The organism is uncultured Fibrobacter sp. (genome assembly GCF_937877005.1).
GTDB lineage: Bacteria > Fibrobacterota > Fibrobacteria > Fibrobacterales > Fibrobacteraceae > Fibrobacter.
In genome coordinates this window covers 1-19,481 of sequence record NZ_CALEFV010000009.1, presented here as the reverse complement: position 1 = coordinate 19,481, position 19,481 = coordinate 1, and the positions used below count along the sequence as shown (strand labels likewise).

At 52.5% G+C, this 19,481-nt stretch carries 17 protein-coding genes; 9 read left to right on the top strand and 8 right to left on the bottom strand.

Annotation, left to right across the window (positions count from 1 at the left end; all coding sequences use genetic code 11):
- Positions 1-327: 327 nt before the first annotated feature.
- A complete protein-coding gene (lptE, locus tag Q0628_RS00485) occupies positions 328-840 on the bottom strand; it encodes an LPS assembly lipoprotein LptE (protein WP_298767476.1) in 513 nt (170 codons plus the stop codon).
- Positions 841-911: 71 nt separating this feature from the next.
- Positions 912-2,387: a carbohydrate binding domain-containing protein gene (locus Q0628_RS00480; RefSeq protein ID WP_298767474.1), complete on the bottom strand. Its 1,476-nt coding sequence runs from the start codon at positions 2,385-2,387 to the stop codon at positions 912-914.
- Between the two features lie 174 nt (positions 2,388-2,561).
- Here Q0628_RS00480 and serS point away from each other — a divergent pair, with 174 nt between their 5' ends.
- From serS to Q0628_RS00460, 4 genes are all read left to right on the top strand, one after another.
- The gene (gene serS / locus Q0628_RS00475; protein ID WP_298767472.1) at positions 2,562-3,848 is read left to right on the top strand and encodes a serine--tRNA ligase; all 1,287 of its coding nucleotides are present in this window, start codon (positions 2,562-2,564) and stop codon (positions 3,846-3,848) included.
- Positions 3,849-3,988: 140 nt separating this feature from the next.
- Positions 3,989-5,299: a hypothetical protein gene (locus Q0628_RS00470; protein WP_298767470.1), complete on the top strand. Its 1,311-nt coding sequence runs from the start codon at positions 3,989-3,991 to the stop codon at positions 5,297-5,299.
- A 14-nt stretch (positions 5,300-5,313) separates the two neighbouring features.
- On the top strand, positions 5,314-5,766 hold the full coding sequence (locus Q0628_RS00465) for a hypothetical protein (protein ID WP_298767468.1): 453 nt from the start codon (positions 5,314-5,316) through the stop codon (positions 5,764-5,766).
- Between the two features lie 75 nt (positions 5,767-5,841).
- The gene (locus Q0628_RS00460; protein ID WP_298767466.1) at positions 5,842-7,086 is read left to right on the top strand and encodes a nucleoside recognition domain-containing protein; all 1,245 of its coding nucleotides are present in this window, start codon (positions 5,842-5,844) and stop codon (positions 7,084-7,086) included.
- 67 nt (positions 7,087-7,153) lie between these two features.
- Here the strand turns inward: Q0628_RS00460 and Q0628_RS00455 are convergent, their stop codons facing one another.
- Positions 7,154-8,122 (bottom strand): calcium/sodium antiporter, encoded by a 969-nt coding sequence (locus Q0628_RS00455; protein WP_298767464.1) that lies wholly within the window; start codon positions 8,120-8,122, stop codon positions 7,154-7,156.
- 3 nt (positions 8,123-8,125) lie between these two features.
- Positions 8,126-9,247, bottom strand: a complete 1,122-nt coding sequence (locus tag Q0628_RS00450; RefSeq protein ID WP_298767462.1) for a porin family protein — start codon at positions 9,245-9,247, stop codon at positions 8,126-8,128.
- 163 nt (positions 9,248-9,410) lie between these two features.
- On the opposite strand from Q0628_RS00450, the gene Q0628_RS00445 reads away from it, so the two are divergent.
- The 4 genes from Q0628_RS00445 to Q0628_RS00430 all read left to right on the top strand — a co-directional run bounded on the left by Q0628_RS00445 (position 9,411) and on the right by Q0628_RS00430 (position 14,156).
- Complete coding sequence (locus Q0628_RS00445) at positions 9,411-10,877, top strand: M17 family metallopeptidase (RefSeq protein ID WP_298767460.1); 1,467 nt, start codon at positions 9,411-9,413, stop codon at positions 10,875-10,877.
- A 20-nt stretch (positions 10,878-10,897) separates the two neighbouring features.
- Positions 10,898-12,733, top strand: coding sequence for a glutamine-hydrolyzing GMP synthase (guaA, locus tag Q0628_RS00440; RefSeq protein WP_298767457.1), 1,836 nt, complete (start codon positions 10,898-10,900; stop codon positions 12,731-12,733).
- Between the two features lie 613 nt (positions 12,734-13,346).
- Positions 13,347-13,553 carry a hypothetical protein gene (locus Q0628_RS00435; protein ID WP_298767455.1) on the top strand — a complete coding sequence of 69 codons (207 nt, stop codon included), beginning with the start codon at positions 13,347-13,349 and terminating at the stop codon, positions 13,551-13,553.
- 87 nt (positions 13,554-13,640) lie between these two features.
- Positions 13,641-14,156 (top strand): phosphatidylglycerophosphatase A, encoded by a 516-nt coding sequence (locus tag Q0628_RS00430; RefSeq protein ID WP_298767478.1) that lies wholly within the window; start codon positions 13,641-13,643, stop codon positions 14,154-14,156.
- A gap of 24 nt (positions 14,157-14,180) precedes the next feature.
- On the opposite strand, the gene Q0628_RS00425 is transcribed toward Q0628_RS00430, so the two are convergent.
- The 3 genes from Q0628_RS00425 to purB form a co-directional block, all read right to left on the bottom strand.
- A complete protein-coding gene (locus Q0628_RS00425; RefSeq protein WP_298767452.1) occupies positions 14,181-15,308 on the bottom strand; it encodes a radical SAM protein in 1,128 nt (375 codons plus the stop codon).
- 9 nt (positions 15,309-15,317) lie between these two features.
- Positions 15,318-15,842 (bottom strand): hypothetical protein, encoded by a 525-nt coding sequence (locus tag Q0628_RS00420; protein WP_298767450.1) that lies wholly within the window; start codon positions 15,840-15,842, stop codon positions 15,318-15,320.
- Between the two features lie 343 nt (positions 15,843-16,185).
- Positions 16,186-17,628, bottom strand: coding sequence for an adenylosuccinate lyase (gene purB, locus Q0628_RS00415; RefSeq protein WP_073188285.1), 1,443 nt, complete (start codon positions 17,626-17,628; stop codon positions 16,186-16,188).
- 192 nt (positions 17,629-17,820) lie between these two features.
- Between purB and Q0628_RS00410 the strand changes: the two genes are divergently transcribed.
- Positions 17,821-18,249, top strand: coding sequence for a hypothetical protein (locus Q0628_RS00410; protein WP_298767446.1), 429 nt, complete (start codon positions 17,821-17,823; stop codon positions 18,247-18,249).
- A gap of 66 nt (positions 18,250-18,315) precedes the next feature.
- Here Q0628_RS00410 and Q0628_RS00405 read toward each other — a convergent pair whose 3' ends face one another.
- On the bottom strand, positions 18,316-19,299 hold the full coding sequence (locus Q0628_RS00405) for a diaminopimelate dehydrogenase (RefSeq protein ID WP_298767443.1): 984 nt from the start codon (positions 19,297-19,299) through the stop codon (positions 18,316-18,318).
- Between the last annotated feature and the right edge of the window lie 182 nt (positions 19,300-19,481).

The following is a 19,481-nucleotide window of genomic DNA, read 5'->3' as shown; positions in this document are numbered from 1 at the left end:
CCAAGGAAGATGTGGCCAAACTCCCCCACTGGGACGGCGACCTCATTTTCTTGGCTCTACTCGAAAGGGGCGCACCTTTCTTTTCGCTCAAACTGACCTACAAAGGCAGCACCTTGACCGAAGCCCTGTTGAACGAGGAGAGCGTCACCGTGAGCGACATCACACAAGAAAAAAAGTAACTACACAAGATTAGATTGATTATCTATCTTTGAAAATACTCCAAACCAACCCCTAGCACAGCCCGCGTTCCGTGGGCTGTGCATTTTTATAGAGAAGCGATTACCATTTTGCAAGGGCAGCCCTGACTATTATCGCACTGCGAAGCAGTTACCATTTTGCAAGGGCGTTCGTGATAATCAGATCCTGCATCTTTTCGATGGCGCGAGTCTGCCCATGGCGGTCTTCGGTTTCGTTTGCCTGGACATCGTAAGTGCCGTCGGCACTTAACGACTTCGATTCGTAAATGACCTTTTCCTTAACATTGTCATAGAACTTGACACTCACGCGAATCGTGACGCGGTAGGTTTCCACATCACTATTGCTATTGTAGTTTTCGGGCTTGTTCGTATAGCTCAAAAGTGTCATTTCAAAATCAGCATTCGCATCCTGATTAACCAAACGCACGCCACCAGCATTCTTGCGGAACATTTCAACAACACCTTCGCGGATATTGTTTGCAAGTACAGGGTCAAGCGTCTTGTCTTCGACTTCGTGAATCTTGACCGTCCTGATATGGCTCGGCAAAGTCGATGCCGTAAAGCTGTAGCAACTAGACATGAGGCTTGCCATAAAAGCGAGCAAGACGACAAGCACACATCGCGACAAATTCCTAGAGAACATACCGCCAATGTAGAAAAATTTAAGGCTCCCGGCGTTTTCCGAGAGCCCTAAAACATCCTTTTAAAAACAGGCTACTTTACCGAGAATACGCGGTTGGCAAGCCCATCCTTCACGACATAAAGTCCCTTTTCAAGGTTCAGCGCGTTCAGCTGAGCCTGGACATCGCCCATGCGGGACCCCTTCAGCTTGCATACGAAGGCGCCCTTCATGTTGTACACGCTGTAGGTCCTTTCGACATTCAACACGGTAACCTTGTTGGCGATTCCGGTCAAATCGCCCGCACTGGCCTTGGAAAGCACCACATTGTCAATGAACACGCTGCCCGTGGCAAGTCCCGCATTAATGGAGATGCGAGCATCTTCGTCGGTAGGCTCTTCCATGGTAAAGACAATTTCATAAGTCTTTTTATCAGTACCGAGATCGAAAGTCTTTCCGCCGCCAATGTAGCTAGTCCAGGGGTCGGTATCCTTTTCGAGATTCACTTCGAGAGTCCTTGCCACAGACGCATAGGCTTCAAAGGTGAGCTTATAGCTCTGACCCTTTTCGTAGTGCAAGCCCTTCTGAATCATCTGGACATCGTAAGCGTTTGTACCAACCTTGGTCACGTTGATTTCAGCCTTGCCTTCGCTAAACTTCAGGGAGCCTTCGCCACTGTGCTGCTGCAGGTTCCAGCCGGCTAGTTTTAAGGAATCCGAGAAAGTTCCATTAAACACGGAATCTCTGTTGGTCGGAATCTCGATGGGCGGCGTAATATTGGCTCCGTCCAATGAAAATTGTTTCACGAAGTTCCAGATGTCCGAAACTTCATTCTGTGAAGGCATGTGACCGCGCCCCTGAAGTTTTAAGTGCTTAATGTAGACACCATCGTCACATGGGCCCCAGGTATAAAGTGTCGCCCTGTCCCCCTGATGCGGCCAGTTTTCCTGCACCTCTGCCTGCGCGGGGCAATTAAACTGCTGACGATAAGATTTTAAGTTGTTCTCGAGACCGTCGTAGCCCACCACATCATCGCCGGTGCCGTGCGTGTGGAAAATCGGAACCGGACGCATGGCAACTCCCGCTCCTTGCATCAGATAGCCAGAGCACGGCGCGAATGCGGCGATTTTGTCGGCAATTTTTCCCATGGCATGGTAGCTAAGCATACCGCCCATCGAGAAGCCCGACATGTATACGCGCTTCGGGTCAATGTCATAATCTTTGATCATCTGGCTGATGATTTCCGAAATCCACTTGGTATCTTTATCTCCGCCGATATCCCATGTAGAATAGCCTTCGCCACCCCTCGGATACACCACGACAAAGCCCGCCGTATCGGCAACCGCCTCCCAGTGAGTGTTATTCTGCTGGTAGCCAGGATCCTGGTTCATGCCATGGAACGAAAGGAGCAAGGGGCTCTTGGCCGCAAGGCCGCTCGGAGCGTACACATGAACATCCCTGCCCGAAATAGAGACCTTCTTGTAGTCATTGATGGTTTTTCCGCCACCACCGCCCCACTGGGCAAACGAAAACGCGGCTGCAGACAATAAAAGTAACAACGGGAATTTCATTTTTATCTCCTTGGAATTCCTTTTTGAGTTTTGTTACTCTATACACCATCGTATAATATATATCCATCTTACAAAAGGTCTACTCCTTGTCACTAAATTGTGTTGTTGTAAAACACAACAGGCGAAAAGTTGCTAAATTTACCCGCGTAAAATTTTTATCATCCGAGGCATAAAATGCTTGACATCAAGAAAATCCGCGAAAATCCGGAATACTACATTGCTGAAACCGAAAAGAAGTACACCACAGTGAGCCTGAAGGACGTTCTCGCCATCGACAACGAACGCCGCCCGCTCCTCACCGAAGTGGAACGCCTCAAGAGCGAACGCAACGCCGAATCCAAGAAGATTGGCGACCTCAAGAAGAAGGGCGAGAATGCCGACGAAGCCGTGGCCGCCATGCGCGCCCTGGGCGACAAGATCGACGAGCTGGACAAGAAGCTCAAGGATTTGGACTACAAGCAGACCGAAATGCTCATGCATGTGCCGAACATCGCCCCCCGCTCCCCGGAAGGCAAGGACTCTAGCGACAACGTGGTGGAAAAGGACGGCCCGATTCCGGCCGACTACTACACCAAGAACGATGACTTTGCCCGCGTGGACCACAAGACTTTGGGCGAACGCCTCGGCATTTTCGACTTCGAACGTGGCGCGAAGATTTCCGGTTCCGGCTTCCCGGTTTACCGCGGTCTCGGTTCCCGCCTGGAACGCGCCCTCATCCAGTTCTTCCTGGACGAACACCAGAAGGCTGGCTTCGAAGAATTCACGCCTCCGTACCTGGTGACCCGCAACACCATGCGCGGCACGGGCCAGCTCCCGAAGTTCGAAGAAGACATGTACCGCTGCGACAAGGACGACGACCTGTTCCTCATCCCGACCGCAGAAGTGCCTCTGACCAACCTCTATGCCGGCGAAGTGATTCCGGAATCCGAACTCCCGAAGCACATCTGTGCCTACTCCGCCTGCTTCCGCCGCGAAGCTGGCTCCTACGGCAAGGACACCCGCGGTCTCTTGCGTCTGCACCAGTTCAACAAGGTGGAAATGGTTTACTTCGCCCATCCGGAACACAGCTACGAAGACCACGAGGAACTCACCCGCTTCGGTGAAAAGCTCCTGGAAAAGCTGGGACTGCCCTACCACCGCCTCGCCCTCTGCAAGGGTGACCTCGGTTTCGGTGCCGCCAAGTGCTATGACCTCGAAGTCTACGCCCCGGTGGAAAAGAAGTGGCTCGAAGTCAGCTCCTGCTCTAACTTCGAAGACTACCAGGCACGCCGCGCCAACATCAAGACGAAGATTAACGGCAAGAACGTCTACGTCCACACGCTGAACGGTTCCGGCCTCGCCACTCCGCGCGTGATGGTGGGCATCTGCGACAACTACCAGCAGAAGGACGGCTCGCTGTTGATCCCCGAAGTGCTTCGCCCGTACATGGGTGGCATGGAAAAAATTGAGCCGAAGAAGTAAAAGTCAACTTAAATGCATTTTTCATGTATTTGAAGAGGTCCCGAAAGGGACCTTTTTTATTAAAAAAAGTTTTCGCCAATCCTTTAAATTTATTACAAATTTTTCTAATTTAGTCACGACTTAATTATTAGGAGATTAACATGAATATAAAGCTTATTTCCATTGCATCCGCTCTCGCATTTTCTGCAGCTGTAGCTCAGGATTACGAAGAAAACAATACAACGGAAGAATCTTCGCAGACAGAAGAAACTACAGCCGAAGCACAGGAAGAATCCGAACCGGCCGTGACTCCGGTCGCATCTGCACCTAAGGCCGAGGAACCGGCTCCCGCTCCGGCACCGGTCGCCGAGGAAGTAGCTCCCGCAGCAAGCGCTGAAGGTATTTTCAACATTCTGCACGGCAACGCATACAACATGGTCGGTAGCGAAGCAGGCGCCTCCACTATCGGTGGCGACATGAACGCCGTCTACAAGATGAATGGTCGCAACCTGGTCTATGTCGAGCCCTCGGGCTCCAATGCCGCTCTCGCCGTGACCAAGGGCAGCACCACCTACCTGTTCGGTTTCGACGCAGGCAATCCTAATGTCGTGACCGCCGGTTTCGCCCTGAAGAACTTCGGCTTGGCCGTGGACTTCGCCCTCGACAAGCAGTGGTCTTCCGACGAAGAAAAGGATGATGATATCAAGACAACGACCGATGTTTCTACGACTGGCGATGGCGACCTCATCCGCGTGAAGTTCGGCGCCCTGCTCGGAGGCATGGACATTACCGGTAATGTCTACTGGTACACCTTCGATGACGAAGTCGATACCGAAATCACCGCTGACGGCGCCAAGAGAGAAGACGACAACGACAAGTGGGATATCGGAGCCAACCTGAACCTGTCCAACGGACCTTCCGCACAGAACTTCTTCTGGTCATTCGGCTTGGACTTCCTTCGTCACAAGAATTTCCTGAAGACCAAGAGAGCCAACACCTCTACCGAAGTCACCAATCCTGATTCCCGTATCGAAATCGAGCCGTACTTCAACTTTGCCATTCCTCTGTTCAATTCCGCCAACGCCCAGGTCTTCATCGGAACGAACTCCAGAGTCCCGGTCATGATTTACGACGAAATTGAAGATGGCAACACCACGAACAATGTCTTCGATATCGGTCTCTACACCATTCCGAACATCTTGGGCCAGTATGCCTTCAATGAAAACTGGATGATCTTTGCCGAAGCCTGCTACTTCTGGAACATCTTCGGACTGAGAAGCGAATCCATCGAAGGCAAAGCCTACACCGACGACAAGTCCATCATCAGCATGGCCACCGAAGGCACCTATGCTAACGGCGGAGCTCGCTTCTCCTACAACAATCTGGCCATCGAAGCTTCCGTTGCTAGCAATCTCAACGCTACATCCTGGAGCGGAATTGTTGGTAACCTGGGCGTATTCTTCATCTTCTAACAAAGAGGATTATCATGAATATTCTCGCAAAAATTACAATCGGTACCGCCTTGGCGTTCCTCGTCGGCTGTTCCGGCAAGGGTGATACGGGTTCCCGCATCAACAATGTTCCTGCAGACGACGAAACCCTCCAGCCCACGGATCCCGAAGAAGATCCGAGCACTCCGGCAGGTCCTTCCGAAAAGAAGAACATTGCAGGCGCGTGCATGCAAACCGATGATGTCATGTGTGTCGAAATGTCGAAAACGTATTCCGAAATGCTGGAAGACTGCACTCCTGCCAATAAGGGAAAAACCTTAGACGAATGTCCGACAGGCGGCAAAAAATGTTCCTTCACCGAACTGGGCATGCCTTCTGATTTCACCTTCTACGCATATGGTATCTCCTGCGATAAGGTGCTCAGCGACTACCTGATGGTCGATGACGAAGATGACGAGTACAACTACGATTACGAATACGACTATTAATCGTAGCCATTCGTAAAAAGAATCCGTCGGGCTGACAATTCTGTCAGCCCGATTTTTTATTGCTACTTTTACAGCATGGTCTTAAATATCATTTGGCTCGTATTTTTCTTTGGCGCATTCGTCGCCTGCATGGTCCAGTGGATCGCCTTCGGCGATTCCGGCATTTTCAACAAGGCAATCCTTGGCGCTTTCGACATGTCGAAAACCGCTTTTGAAATTGCCATCGGCCTTACCGGCATCCTTTCGCTTTGGCTCGGCATCATGAAGATTGGCGAAAAAGCTGGCGCAGTCCAGATTCTCGCCAAAATTGTCTCGCCACTGTTCAGCAGGCTCTTCCCGGAAATTCCGAAAAACCACCCGGTGATTGGCACCATGCTCATGAACATCAGCGCGAACATGCTCGGTCTCGACAATGCCGCCACCCCGATGGGCTTACAGGCCATGAAGCAGCTTCAGGAAATCAATCCGAACGAAGACAAAACCGTCGCCAGCAACTCCCAGATTATGTTCCTAGTGCTGAACGCGAGCGGCCTTACGCTCATTCCCGTGAGCATCATGACCTACCGTGCCCAAATGGGAGCTGCCAATCCGAGCGACGTGTTCCTTCCGCTCCTGCTTTCTACATTCTTCAGCACTATCGCGGGCATCGTCGCCCTCAGCTTCTTCCAGAAAGTCAAACTCAAGGACCCGGTAACGGTCGCCTGGCTCGGCGGACTTTCTGCTTGCGTTATTTCCATCATGGTCTACTTCAGCCACCTGACGGCAGAAGCCATCGGTACCACAAGTCTCCTGATTAGCGGAATCGCCCTGTTCGGCATCATCGTCGCCTTCCTCGGGCTAGCCGTCTACAAGAAGGTACAAGCCTACGAAGCCTTTGTCGAAGGCGCTAAGGACGGTTTCCATACCGCCGTCATGATTATCCCGAACCTGGTCGCCATTCTTGTTGGCGTAGCCGTATTCCGTGCAAGCGGTGCCATGGACTTGTTGCTGAACGGAGTTTCCTGGATTCTTGGACTCTGCGGCGTGGGTAACGACATCGTACCCGCCCTCCCCACCGCCATCATGAAACCCTTGAGCGGTAGCGGTGCCCGCGGCATGATGATTGACGCCATGAAGGCTCTCGGTCCGGACAGCTTTGCAGGCCGCCTGAGCTGCATGTTCCAGGGAGCCGCCGATACGACCTTCTACATTATCGCGGTGTACTTCGGTTCCGTAGGAGTAAAGAAGACTCGCCACGCCGTTACATGCGCCCTGATAGCGGATGCTGCCGGCGTGATTGCTGCAATCGCAATCGCCTACCTGTTCTTCCCGCCAAACTAATTCGGATTTCGGAATTCAGATTTCAGATTTCGGAAACGTATATCGGAAAGCTCGAATTTTTTTTGATTTAGCCCTTCGCTTGCACGATAAGCAGGGCGAGGTAGCCGATGTAAACGGCTAAAAGAATAGCGCCGGCAATGCGGTTCAAACGACCATCGCCTTTACGCCTAAAGCCAAGCACAATCAAGGCAACGGTCAAAGTAATCATCAAGGGCATGTCGCGATAAGTGACAGCCTTTTCAATTTCGTCCATCGGCGAAACAATCGCCGCAAGGCCAACCACGGCTAGCGTATTGAACAAGTTCGAACCGATAATGTTGCCCAGAGCAAGGTCATTTTCGCCTTTACGGGCGGCAGCAATGGAACTCGCCAATTCCGGCAAGGACGTACCAATAGCGACAATGGTAAGGCCAATCAACAAGTCACTCACGCCAAGCGTACGGGCAATTTCAACCGCACCCCAGACAAGAGCACGGGAACTTGCTACCAGCAAGGCAAGCCCCAAAACAAGCCACATGATGGACTTGCCCAAAGAAGCCTTTTCGGCAGACTCTTCTTCGACCGATTCTGTTGCCTCGGCATGCGCCTTGCGCAGTTCACGCCAAATGCTGTACACCATGACCAGTGCAAAGACAACCAACAAAAGTACGCCATTCCAGCGTACCACGCTACCGTCCCACACCAGCACAATCGAAAGAATCGACACGGCAATCAGAATCGGCAAATCCCCGCGAAGCACGGAACGCTGCATCAAGATTGGCGAAATCAATGCGGTCGCCCCCAGAATCAACGCGATGTTCGCAATGTTGCTGCCGTAGGCATTTCCCAGAGCAAGTTCCGGATTGCCTTGTGCCGCCGAAATCACCGACACAGTAAGTTCCGGAGCAGAGGTTCCGAAACCAACAATAACCATGCCAATAAGGAGCGTGGACATGCCGCAGAATTCAGCAACACCTACGGCACCATCTACAAATTTGTCCGCACTCCAGACGAGAACGGCCAAGCCAACAATTACAGCAACAATAGCAAGTATCATAGACTAGAACGGATAGAGAGTCAAACCGACATTAAACGAGGAAGAGTTCAGATCCATGTTCATATATTTCATGTGTCCTTCGTACATATTGGAAAGTCCGAGATCCGCATGAATGTCCAAAGATACATACTTGTTCGCCATGATGGATAATCCAAAGAGAAATCCCCAATCTAGGGAATTACGGAAATTCTCATCCATCAAGTCAATACGGTTCTTAACCTTCTTGTTGCTGTTATTCGTGTAAGACACACTGAGTTTGTCGTACAGGGGAATACTCAGTTCGGCACCAAGATCGAAGTAAACTCTTGAATTCGCAGCCTTGAAGGTAAACAGGACCGGGACATCGATTTTCTTCTGTCTGAACTTGAAACTCGTCGGGACATCGTTAATCAAGTACGATTCGCTAGCTTCGCTCTGTTCGTACAGCACACCGAACTTGACGCCCATCGTGTATTCGTTCAACGGAATAATGGACATGACACCCGCCTTCCAGTTCAGGCCGTCATAATGGTCGCTATCCCATTCGTTTCCGGATATCTGGTAAGCACCGACAGATCCAAATCCACCGATTTTGAAATTCATGGGATAAAGACCCATGAGTTTGTCCATCGTGACCGTATCCTTGCTTTCACGCTGAGCAACATAAACCGTGCGAACCGGGACACCATCTTCGCGGGTATAGACCGTTTCATAATAGACCGTCTTAGCATTACGATAACGATCAACCGCTTCGGAGGAAGATGCAGCATCAGCACCGCGTACTGCCTTGGGCGCTACCGTTACCGCAGGTTCTTCGACCGGTTCGGCAACAGGAGCCTCTCCACCACGGACAGCAACCGGAGCGGCTTCTGCTTCAGGAGCTGGCTCAGCTGCAGGAACTGCTTCGGCTGGGGCTGGAGTTGCAGCGGTTTCTGTAGCGGGAGTAGCTTGTTCTACTGCAGCAGGGGCATTCTGTTCTGCCGGGGCAGAGGGAGCCACCTCAGGAGTTGCAGCAGGAGCTGCGGCAGGGGCGGCGGCGGGTTCTGCAGCAGGGGCGGCAGCGGGTGCTGCGGCGGCAGGAGCCTGCGCAAAAGACATCGCCGAAAGGGCAAGAACTGTAATAAATCCGGTAAGTTTGTGATTCATAAGAACCTCCATTTTTCAACTTTATTATAGCATTTTTTTGGGTAAATTGCAAAAGGATTCCCCAAAAATGCGACGAGCTGGCAATAAATAGGTACCAAGTGCCACCTATAATCCGAAGCATTCTGCCTACCACCTCCAGTCTACTATTTACTACATTTGGGGCATGAATCTGAATATTGTTTCTTCCGAAAATCTCAAAAACGTCGACAGCAAGGCATACGCCCTGTTTTATGTCAAAGAGTCTGTTCAATTTTCCACAGTTCTCTCCCCCGAAGGCGAAGAACAGGTCGAAACCATTCTGAAGGGCATGAAGGAAGGCCCCTTCGAGGATTTGGAATATCTCGAAATCGACGGCTGCAACACCTTCTTTGTAGACGCCGCCAAGGAGCGCGGCCTTTCCGCCCTCGACCACCTGCGTATGGCCGCCTACCGCCTCGCCAAGAAGGCAATGAAGAAGCAGATTCCCTGCGTGAGCCTGTTCCTCGCCGACGCTGCTGATGAACAGTTCAAGGCCATTTTGCACGGCCTGCATTACGCCGACTACAAGTTCGATGCCTACAAGAGCAAGCAAAAGCCGAACTTCCAGGTGACCTACGAAATCGTCGCCGGCGAACATGTAAAGGAATTCAAGAAGATTGCCGAAGACGTGGCCGTAGAACAGAAGGCCATTACGCTTGCCAAGAACTTGATCAACACAAGTGCATCCGACCTCTACCCCGCCGAATTCGTGGAACGCGCAAAGACCGTCGCCAAGTACACCGAAGGCCTCTCCATCAAGGTTCGCAACATGAAGCAGCTCGAAAAGGAAGGTTTCATGGGCCACGTGACCGTCGGCAAGGGCAGCTCGCACGAGCCGCACATGATTACGCTCGAATACAAGCCCAGCAAGCGCACCTCCAAGGACCACTTGGTGATTGTCGGCAAAGGTCTCACCTTCGATACCGGCGGCCTCTGCCTGAAACCGCCTAAATCCATGCCCGAAATGATTAGCGACATGAGTGGTGCAGCGACCGCGCTCGCCGCCATTCAGGCCATTGCAACGCTCAAGCTCCCGATTCGCGTGAGCGCCGTCTGCTGTCTCGCCGAAAATGCTATTGGCAATAAGTCCGTGCTGCCGGGCGACATCTTTACTGCCAAGAACGGCAAGACCGTCATGGTCGACAACACCGACGCCGAAGGCCGTCTGGTCTTAAGCGACGGACTTGCCGAAGCGGGCCTCATCGGGGCAACGCACATCGTGGACCTCGCCACCCTTACGGGCGCCATGGTCCGCGCTCTCGGTTACGCCGTCACGGGATTCTTCAGCAACGATGACGACCTTGGCCTCAAGGTGATCAACTGCGGCGAAGCCTGCTGCGAAAAGTTCTGGAGCATGCCGCTCGAAGAAGAATACGCCGACGCGCTCAAGGATCACTTCGCCGACCTCAAGAATACCGGCAGCGACGCAGGTGCCATTTCTGCAGCACTCTTCCTCCAGGAATTCGTGCCCGAAAACACCGCCTGGACGCACTGGGATATTGCAGGTACCGCATTCGTCGACAAGAAGTGGAAATACACCGAATACGGCGCGACTGGATTCGGCGTGCAGACACTGATTCAACTTGCCCGCGAAATGAGCGCAGTCGAGTAAATTTCTATCTTTGAGACTGTATGAAAAACGTCGATACTATTGCAGTTTTGGACTTTGGCGGGCAGTACGCCCACCTGATTGCTAACCGCGTGCGCCGCCTGGGCGTGTTTACCGAAATCCACTCCCCCGCCGCTCCCGTCAGCGAACTCGAAGGCGTGAAGGGAATCATTTACAGCGGCGGCCCATCGAGCGTGTACGCAGCCGACGCCCCGGAATACAATCCCGAAATTTTGGACCTCCCGGTGCCGAAGCTCGGCATCTGCTACGGTCACCAGCTTATCGCCCAGCAGCTGGGTGGTCACGTGGAACCGGGCAAGGTGAAGGAATACGGTATCGCCGACCTTATCGTGGGCGACGAAAAGTGCCCGCTTTTGAAGGGCCTCCCGAAGGCATCGCCCATGTGGATGAGCCACGGCGACCAGGTGACGAAGCTCCCCGAGGGCTACAAGATTGTAGCGAGCACCAAGGACTGCGAAATCGCCGCCGTCGCCTTCGATAGCGTGAGTCCCGAACGCCAGATTTTCGGCATCCAGTTCCACCCCGAAGTCACGCACAGCAAGTTCGGCATGAAGTTACTCGAAAACTTCGTGGATTTCACGGGCGCGAAGAAGACCTGGAACATGAAGAGCTACCTGCCGCTCATCACGGAACGCATCAAGGAACAGGTCAAGGACCGCAAGGTCTTCTTGCTTGTGTCCGGCGGCGTGGACTCCACCGTCGCATTCGTGCTCTTGAACCGCGTGCTCGGACCGGAAAAGGTCTTGGGCCTGCACGTGGATAACGGCATGATGCGCCTCGGCGAATCCCAAAAGATTATGGAATTCTTGAAGGCCGAGGGAATGAACAACCTCAAGGTCCGCGACGCCAGCGAACACTTCCTCGCGAAGCTCAAGGGCGTGACTGCGCCGGAAACCAAGCGCGGCATCATCGGTAAGGAATTCTTGACGGTGAAGGACGAGGAAATGGCGAAGCTCAACCTCGATCCTAACCAGTGGATGATGGCGCAGGGCACCATCTACCCCGACACCATCGAAAGCGGCGGCACCAAGAACGCCGACAAGATCAAAACGCACCACAACCGCGTGCAGGAAGTTTTGGACCTCATGGAAAAGGGCCTCGTCTTGGAACCACTCGCCGACCTGTACAAGGACGAAGTCCGCGCCCTCGGCGAAGAACTGGGCATTCCGCACAACCTCGTGTGGCGTCACCCGTTCCCGGGTCCGGGTCTCGGCGTTCGCCTGCTCTGCAGCGAAGGCAAGCTCACAAGCGACATGGTGAAGTTCGAAGATGTGAAGGACACCGCTGGTCAGTCCCTCGCCGACTACCTGAAGGCGAACAACATTGCGGGCCGCCTGCTCCCCATCAAGAGCGTGGGCGTGCAAGGCGACGGCCGTACCTACGCACAGCCGTTCCTCATCACCACTCCGGGCCTCAGCTGGAAGGATTGCGAAAAGTTCTCGACCGAACTGGCCAACCGCTTCAAGGCAATCAACCGCGTAATTTACCAGATCGGTAGCGTTGCCGATGAAGACCCGAAACTTGTGGAACAGTTCGCCACGCGCGAAAACTTCGATACGCTCCGCAAGTTCGACAACATCTGCACTGAATTTCTGCAGGCAAACGACCTGTACGAAAAGATTTGGCAGATGCCTGTGGTTCTCGTGCCGCTCCGCACGGCTAACAAGCCCTGCATCGTGATGCGCCCGGTGAACTCCACCGAAGCCATGACCGCAAACTTCGCCGAAATCGACCAAGGAATGCTCGCAGGTCTTTGGCGCAAGTTCGAAGCAGAAGGCGCAGGCTCGCTGTGGTACGACGTGACCCACAAGCCCCCTGGAACCATTGAGTGGGAATAGCGCGGATGTAACTTTGCACCGACCGTTCCACCTTGTGTGAACCACGGTTCCAATCCAAGTTTGCAAACACCGAGAGTAACATCTCGGTGTTTTTTTTTGTTTGCAACGGGGTTTGAAACTGGGGTGCGACACGGTTTGAACCAAGGGTTGAAACCCCGTTCAAACCCAGGTTACAAAAGGGTTTCAAGCGATTGCTTCGGACCAAAGGAGCCGCCTTTTGCAACGGGGTGGCAACGGTGGTTCGAAACCTGATTGTAAATAAAGTTGCAGACGAAGGGTTCAAACAGGGTGGCAAAAATGTTGGAACAGACGATTGCACATGTTGGAACAACGGACGCAAAGGGACAGCGGAGCCGAGTGCTGCGAAAACATGCTCGCATGTTTTCATAGTCGAGGCGCGCGAACACGCGACGAGCGAGGCACAGTCGCAATGGGAGTAAATCGTTATTTTTAGCCCAAAAAAGCGACTTCTCCGAGAAAAAAGGAGAAGTCCCTTTTAAAAGCAATCTTTTTCGTAAAAAAAATCACTTTTTTTCAAAAAAAATCACCTTTTTTTGAAAAAATTTTATACAATAGCGATAAAGAATACGAAAACGCCTTTTAAGGAGAAAATATGGCTCGTAAAAAATCTCTCGGTAACCTTGATAATGACCCGATTATTCCGAACGACGATACCGAACTGGACGAGGTGTCCATCTTCGAGGACGAAGAGGACGACTCCGAAGACAAGGGTATCGATGAAATCCTCGGCGGTGCTACGCTGGGTCGCGCTGCGGGCGACCTCGATGGCTGGGGAAGTTCTGAATACGAGGACAACTAATTTCTCGTGAACCGCGAGGAACTCAAAGAAAAATATGGAAAGAATCGCGTTCCCCACGAGTGGAGGGGCACCGATTTCTTGTCTATAATGGTAACCACCTTCTTTGGTTCGGGAATGTCACCCAAGGCTCCCGGCACCATGGGAAGCCTCGCCGCTGCGATTGTAGCCTATCCCATGGCGATTTTAGCGGTAAAGCTTTTTGGCGACATTCGATTCAACCCCTTATTTTTAATCGCCTCCCTCATCGTCTTTTTCGGGGCTATTCCCTTCGTGAACAAGGCGATGAAAGACACGGGCACAGAAGACCCCGGCTGGATCGTGATTGACGAAGTCTGTGGAATATTCATGACATTCGCCTTTATCAATCCTAGCATCATCATGACGCTTCCCTACATCACACTCCCCTTAGGGTTCGGACTCTTCCGATTTTTCGATATTCTAAAGCCGTTAGGCATTCACCGCTTCGAAAAATTTCCCAAAGCCTGGGGAGTCATGGCCGATGACCTGCTCGGCGGAATCTATGCGGGTGTTTTGATGATACCCATCAGCTTCACGGCGACTCTTGCGACATTTTGTGTTGCGTGGATTGCAGCCGGAGAATAAACGGACTCCCAAAGAGTCCTTTTATTACAAATCACCACATATGGCATCATCGCATATTGCGGCGAGCATGCGTTCGTGCGTGCATACCTCGGGCGAAACCCCGTGAATGCTGCCCGTGGAATAGAACGACGTGCAGGCGCATTCATGCGCGTGGCAACGAAAACGTATGGCGCAACCCTTGCAGTCTTCCTTGTCGCGACTGAAGAAATCCAGGATATCGCGGGCCACCGCTCCGTTCCAGATGTGCGCTGGGTCGTCAAAGACATTGCCCAAAATGTAGGGAGCATCCGGCTTGCTTGTGATAAACCGCGTGCACGGGAATAAGTTCCCGTTCGCAGCGCAGGCGACAATGCCCTCGGCCACCTGGCAGCTGGACGTGCGGTGGCGCAGCCCCGTAAGCCTGAACTTCAGCTTATCCTGGATTGTCCCCAAATAGAAGGGGACTTTCTTGCGCTTGAGTTCGAGCCAGAACTCGGCCATCTCGGTGTATTCTGCGGCAAGGACATCGAATTCCTCCCCCGTCCACTTGCCGTCGAAATCCACGGCGGCGGTCATGTTCCTGAACCCCTGCGCCTGTATCCAGCGGGCCGCATCGGAAAGCGAGCGCATGTTGTCGCGGGTCACCACCGAAAGCACAACCGTATCGAGCTTGGTGAGCACAGGAATATGCGGCTCAATCAGCTTGAAGGAGCCCGCCCCGCCCACCTGCCTGCGGCAGATATTGTGGTGCGACTCCGGACCGTCGAGCGAGAGGTAGATACGGAACTTTTCGCGCTTCAGGTACTCGATGATATCTTCGTTCAGCAAGGTAGCGTTCGTGTTGACAGCAAAACGCAGGCGAAACTTCGGCGACGTCGTATTCGAAGTCGGCGGTCCGAGCAAAACGTCTTCGCCAAATTGTTCATGCACCAAGCCTTTCGCAAGCTCCACTCCCCTGCGGATGGATTCCATGCAAAGTAACGGCTCCCCGCCAAAGAAAGTGATGTTCAAAAAACGCTGGTTCAGCGAAAGAGTGCGTTCAAAAGCAAGCCTAATCGCCGCCTCCATAATGTCGTTCGACATCACCAGGCTGCGGGTCTCATGGCTCACCTTGTAGTAGCAGTAGGTGCAACGCAGGTTACACCGTTCCGTTAGAGAAAGAACCAGGTTCATTGACGAAAATTACTGTTCAGGTACAACCGGGTCGCCCGCAAGCGGCACCAATTCCATAGAAGAGGAGGAAGAAGGCTGGATTGCATCGCTAGAGGAATGTGGCAGGCCAGACGTCGTAGAGCTCGATTCAATTCGTCGGTATGACGAACTGGAAGATTCCAGATGTCCGGTATCAATGTTGGAGCCCGATTCCGGTTCAATATATTCCGGCGGAATTACCTCGCCCGAAGTCACTTCGAGCGAGTCAATTTCATAGCTGCTGGAAGAAAGCCTAGTCTGGGAAGAACTGGACTGTGCCACCGACGAACTGGATTCATTATACTCCCAATCGCAAGGCATTTCCCCGCAAGTCGTCTGCTCGGAAGATGTGGGTTCTACATCATCGCCACTGGAAGCCGAAGTCGTATCGCATGCCGTCAGCGCCGCACTGGCAAGCACTGTAGCCGCAGACACCCCAAGCATCGAGGCGAGCTTCTTTTGCGTGGAAGGCGACCATTCGCGGTTGCCTAAAACTTTTGCTTTTTTGATATCCATAAGTTTTTCTCCTCAACACACAAAAATATAAACTAAAAAAGCAAAAAACTGACCCGCAAAAGCATTTTTTTACAAGTTTCCACAAGACCAGCGTGTTTATAGAACACTCCGTTTCATATAAAAACAAAATCGCTTTAGAACGCAATTCGCCTAAAACCTAGCCAAACAAAATCGCTTTAGAACCAGTCCAAAGCGATTTCTAAAAAAATGCGAAACTAATGAATTTATGCTAACGAGTAATTTGACTTAGTGCCTAGCGAGACCAAGAGCAGCGACCGAAGGCGTACAAGTCGTACGCCGAGTAAGTCGATGCGATGCCGTATCGCGACGGCAATAAGGCAAATTACACTTTTAATTCGCCGGCGTCGATAGTAGCCCAATCCGGGATCGCTTCAATCGCCGGGCGGACTTCTTCGGTCACGAACTTCACGACCTGGCCAGGAGCGCGGCCCACGAACTTGCGCAGGTCGAGGATTTCCTTGAGCTTTTCTTCGGTGATGCCGAGCTTCTGGAACTTTTCGTTCTTCAGAACGCGTTCGAGCAAGTCGTTGTCCTTGCCCTGTTCCTTCACGACCTTGCCCGCTTCCATGGACATCACGCGGATTTCTTCGTGGAGTTCCTGACGGTCGCCGCCGTTCTTGACGCCTTCCATGATGATGTTTTCGGTAGCCATGAACGGGAGTTCGGCCATGATGCGCTTTTCGATAACCTTCGGATAAACGACGAGGCCGTTGGTCACGTTTTCAGCGATGATGAGCATGGCATCCATAGCGAGGAATGCTTCCGGAATGGCGAGGCGCTTGTTCGCACTGTCGTCAAGCGTACGTTCGAACCATTGCGTTGCCTGAGTGAAGGCGGTGCTGTTCACCTGGGCCATCACGAAACGGGCCAGGGAGCAAATGCGTTCGCTACGCATCGGGTTACGCTTGTAAGCCATGGCAGAGGAACCGATCTGTGTCTTTTCGAACGGTTCTTCCACTTCCTTGACGCCCTGCATGAGGCGCATGTCGGTAGCGAACTTGTGCAAACTCTGAGCGATGGAGCTCAAGACCTGGTTCACGCGGTTGTCCCACTTGCGAGTGTAGGTCTGGCCGGTGATGGTGAGCACGCGCTTGAAGCCCGCCTTGGCGGTCACGCGACGGTCGAGTTCCATGATCTTTTCTTCGTCGCCGTTGAACAGGTCCATGAAGCTGGCCTGCGTACCGGTCGTGCCCTTCACGCCGCGGAACGGAAGCACTTCGATGAGGAAGTTCAATTCTTCGAGGTCGATGAGCATGTCCTGGAGCCAGAGGCAAGCGCGCTTACCCACGGTGGTGAGCTGGGCGGCCTGGAAGTGCGTGGCACCGAGCTGGGCCATGTCCTTGTATTCCATAGCAAACTTGGAAAGTTTGTCCATCACGCGGCAAAGGCGCTTGCGCACGAGAATCATGGCCTGCTGCATCTGGATAAGGTCGGTGTTGTCGCCCACGAATGCGGAGGTCGCACCCAGGTGAATGATGCCCTTCGCCTTCGGGCACTGGACGCCGTAAGCGTAGACGTGGCTCATCACATCGTGACGGCGGCGTTTTTCTTCTTCTTCGGCGACTTCGAAGTTGATATCCTTCTCGTGGGCCTTCAGTTCGTCCACCTGCTCCTGCGTAATCGGGAGGCCGAGTTCCATTTCGGATTCGGCGAGGTAAATCCACAGCTTGCGCCAAGTCTGGAACTTGTACTGCGGGCTGAAGATGAAACTCATTTCCTTGCTGGCGTAACGCTTGATAAGCGGGCTTTCGAACTGATCGCGCATGATTTATCCTTTTTTGAATTTTTGCAAGGAGAAATTTAGAAAACACAAACCAGATAAAAAAAAAGAACTTGCTAAAAGCCTTAGAAAAAGATATCTTTCCCCAAAAACCATATATAGGTATAGACAAAGCTACTTTTCGTTCTAAACTGGCAAATTGATTCAAGAATCAAGCCCTTCCCCATCAAGGAATAGATGCTTACAGACGGCAAGAAGATTCCAACAGAAATCATCCGGCATATCGTAAACCGCGACAACATGCTTATCATGGATATCGGCCTGATGCTCAGAGGCCAAACCGTAGACCAGAATGAAATCACCCTACTGAACCAAAGCGAGGGCCTAAGCGATTTCAGAAAAGACCTGTTCGAAAAAGGACAGACAAATCTCCTAAATGCAGCAAACGGGTCCGATAGCACCAATCAGTCCAATTCGTCGAGGGTGATGGAAACCATATTGACCATCCTTACAGCAATGTCGGTATATTCAGTTGCCTGCGATGCCTGCTCACTGTTGCTGATGGAAACCGATTCGTTTTCATTCCATACATTTTCATCGTCCATATTCATCTTGGCAACACTCATCATGATGATCATTTTCTTTCTTTCAAAGAAGAAGAGCTGATAACCGTTCCCCTTTCATAAAAAAAGACCCGTTTTCACGGGTCTTTTTAATGTTTCAAACATTCATTTACAAGCAGTGTGCGCGCAATTCTTCATCACTCAGAGTGCTGAGGTATGCAGGCGGCACGTCGAGAACAGTCTTGCAACCGGTCTCTCCGTTAGCCTTCATGCGGAGTGCCGCGCGGGCGTAAGCCACGAGAACGCTCGTCGTGAATTCCGGGTTGGAATCAAGCTTCAGGCTGTATTCGATCACGTGGGTGTGTTCCAAGTTCATGCCAGTCTTGCCGGTACGAATCACGAAACCGCCGTGAGCGAGTCCGCTGTGGTTCTTGTTGAATTCTTCTTCGCTGATGAAGTTTACCGTGGTGTCGTATTCGTCGAAGTAGTTCGGCATCGTCTTGATGGCGTTTTCGATATAGGCCTTGTCGGCACCTTCTTCGGCCACCACGTAAACCAGGCGCGTGTGCTTCTGGCGCGTGGTGAGTTCCGGCATGGAACCGCTACGCACGGCTTCGAGAGCCGCTTCCACCGGGCAGGTGTACTGCTTCGCGTTCTTCACGCCCTTGATGCGGCGGACGGCGTCGCTGTGGCCCTGGCTAACACCCTTGCCCCAGAACGTGTAGTCCTTGCCTTCCGGAAGGATGGACTGGGCGTACACGCGGTTCAGGCTGAACATGCCCGGGTCCCAACCCACAGAAATCATCGCAATCTTGCCGGCAGCCTTGGCAGCAGCGTCAACGGCAGCGAAGTGCTGCGGAATCTTGGCGTGGGTGTCGAAGGAATCGATCACATTGAACATGGCGGCGTACTTCGGGGTGAGCACCGGCAGGTCGGTAGCGGAGCCGCCACAAATGATGAGCAGGTCCACCTTATCCTTCCAGGCTTCCATTTCAGAAACGTTCAGCACCGGAACGCCTGCCGTCTGGATCTTGACCGTAGCGGGGTCACGACGCGTGAAAACGGCGACCAGTTCCATATCGGGAGCCTGCTTCACGGCGCATTCCACACCGCGACCCAGGTTACCGTAACCGAGAATAGCAATCTTTGCCATAACAATATCCTTGTTAAAAATTTTTGCGTAGAAAATATAGGAAAAGTGGTCAGTAAACAGTGGTTAGTGGTTAGGGATGAGAGAGAAATTCATATCAAATTGGTAGGGGGAAGGCTCCCCCTCGGCGGCACTGCGTTGCCTCCTACCCCCTCGCCTAAAGGCGGACAGCACTTAGCAACTTG

What these genes read in the sequence shown, in the direction of transcription:
- lptE (WP_298767476.1), bottom strand. Translation starts at nt 840, where the DNA reads ATGTTCTCTAGGAATTTGTCGCGATGTGTGCTTGTCGTCTTGCTCGCT.
- Q0628_RS00480 (WP_298767474.1), bottom strand. Translation starts at nt 2,387, where the DNA reads ATGAAATTCCCGTTGTTACTTTTATTGTCTGCAGCCGCGTTTTCGTTT.
- serS (WP_298767472.1), top strand. Translation starts at nt 2,562, where the DNA reads ATGCTTGACATCAAGAAAATCCGCGAAAATCCGGAATACTACATTGCT.
- Q0628_RS00470 (WP_298767470.1), top strand. Translation starts at nt 3,989, where the DNA reads ATGAATATAAAGCTTATTTCCATTGCATCCGCTCTCGCATTTTCTGCA.
- Q0628_RS00465 (WP_298767468.1), top strand. Translation starts at nt 5,314, where the DNA reads ATGAATATTCTCGCAAAAATTACAATCGGTACCGCCTTGGCGTTCCTC.
- Q0628_RS00460 (WP_298767466.1), top strand. Translation starts at nt 5,842, where the DNA reads ATGGTCTTAAATATCATTTGGCTCGTATTTTTCTTTGGCGCATTCGTC.
- Q0628_RS00455 (WP_298767464.1), bottom strand. Translation starts at nt 8,122, where the DNA reads ATGATACTTGCTATTGTTGCTGTAATTGTTGGCTTGGCCGTTCTCGTC.
- Q0628_RS00450 (WP_298767462.1), bottom strand. Translation starts at nt 9,247, where the DNA reads ATGAATCACAAACTTACCGGATTTATTACAGTTCTTGCCCTTTCGGCG.
- Q0628_RS00445 (WP_298767460.1), top strand. Translation starts at nt 9,411, where the DNA reads ATGAATCTGAATATTGTTTCTTCCGAAAATCTCAAAAACGTCGACAGC.
- guaA (WP_298767457.1), top strand. Translation starts at nt 10,898, where the DNA reads ATGAAAAACGTCGATACTATTGCAGTTTTGGACTTTGGCGGGCAGTAC.
- Q0628_RS00435 (WP_298767455.1), top strand. Translation starts at nt 13,347, where the DNA reads ATGGCTCGTAAAAAATCTCTCGGTAACCTTGATAATGACCCGATTATT.
- Q0628_RS00430 (WP_298767478.1), top strand. Translation starts at nt 13,641, where the DNA reads ATGGTAACCACCTTCTTTGGTTCGGGAATGTCACCCAAGGCTCCCGGC.
- Q0628_RS00425 (WP_298767452.1), bottom strand. Translation starts at nt 15,308, where the DNA reads ATGAACCTGGTTCTTTCTCTAACGGAACGGTGTAACCTGCGTTGCACC.
- Q0628_RS00420 (WP_298767450.1), bottom strand. Translation starts at nt 15,842, where the DNA reads ATGGATATCAAAAAAGCAAAAGTTTTAGGCAACCGCGAATGGTCGCCT.
- purB (WP_073188285.1), bottom strand. Translation starts at nt 17,628, where the DNA reads ATGCGCGATCAGTTCGAAAGCCCGCTTATCAAGCGTTACGCCAGCAAG.
- Q0628_RS00410 (WP_298767446.1), top strand. Translation starts at nt 17,821, where the DNA reads ATGCTTACAGACGGCAAGAAGATTCCAACAGAAATCATCCGGCATATC.
- Q0628_RS00405 (WP_298767443.1), bottom strand. Translation starts at nt 19,299, where the DNA reads ATGGCAAAGATTGCTATTCTCGGTTACGGTAACCTGGGTCGCGGTGTG.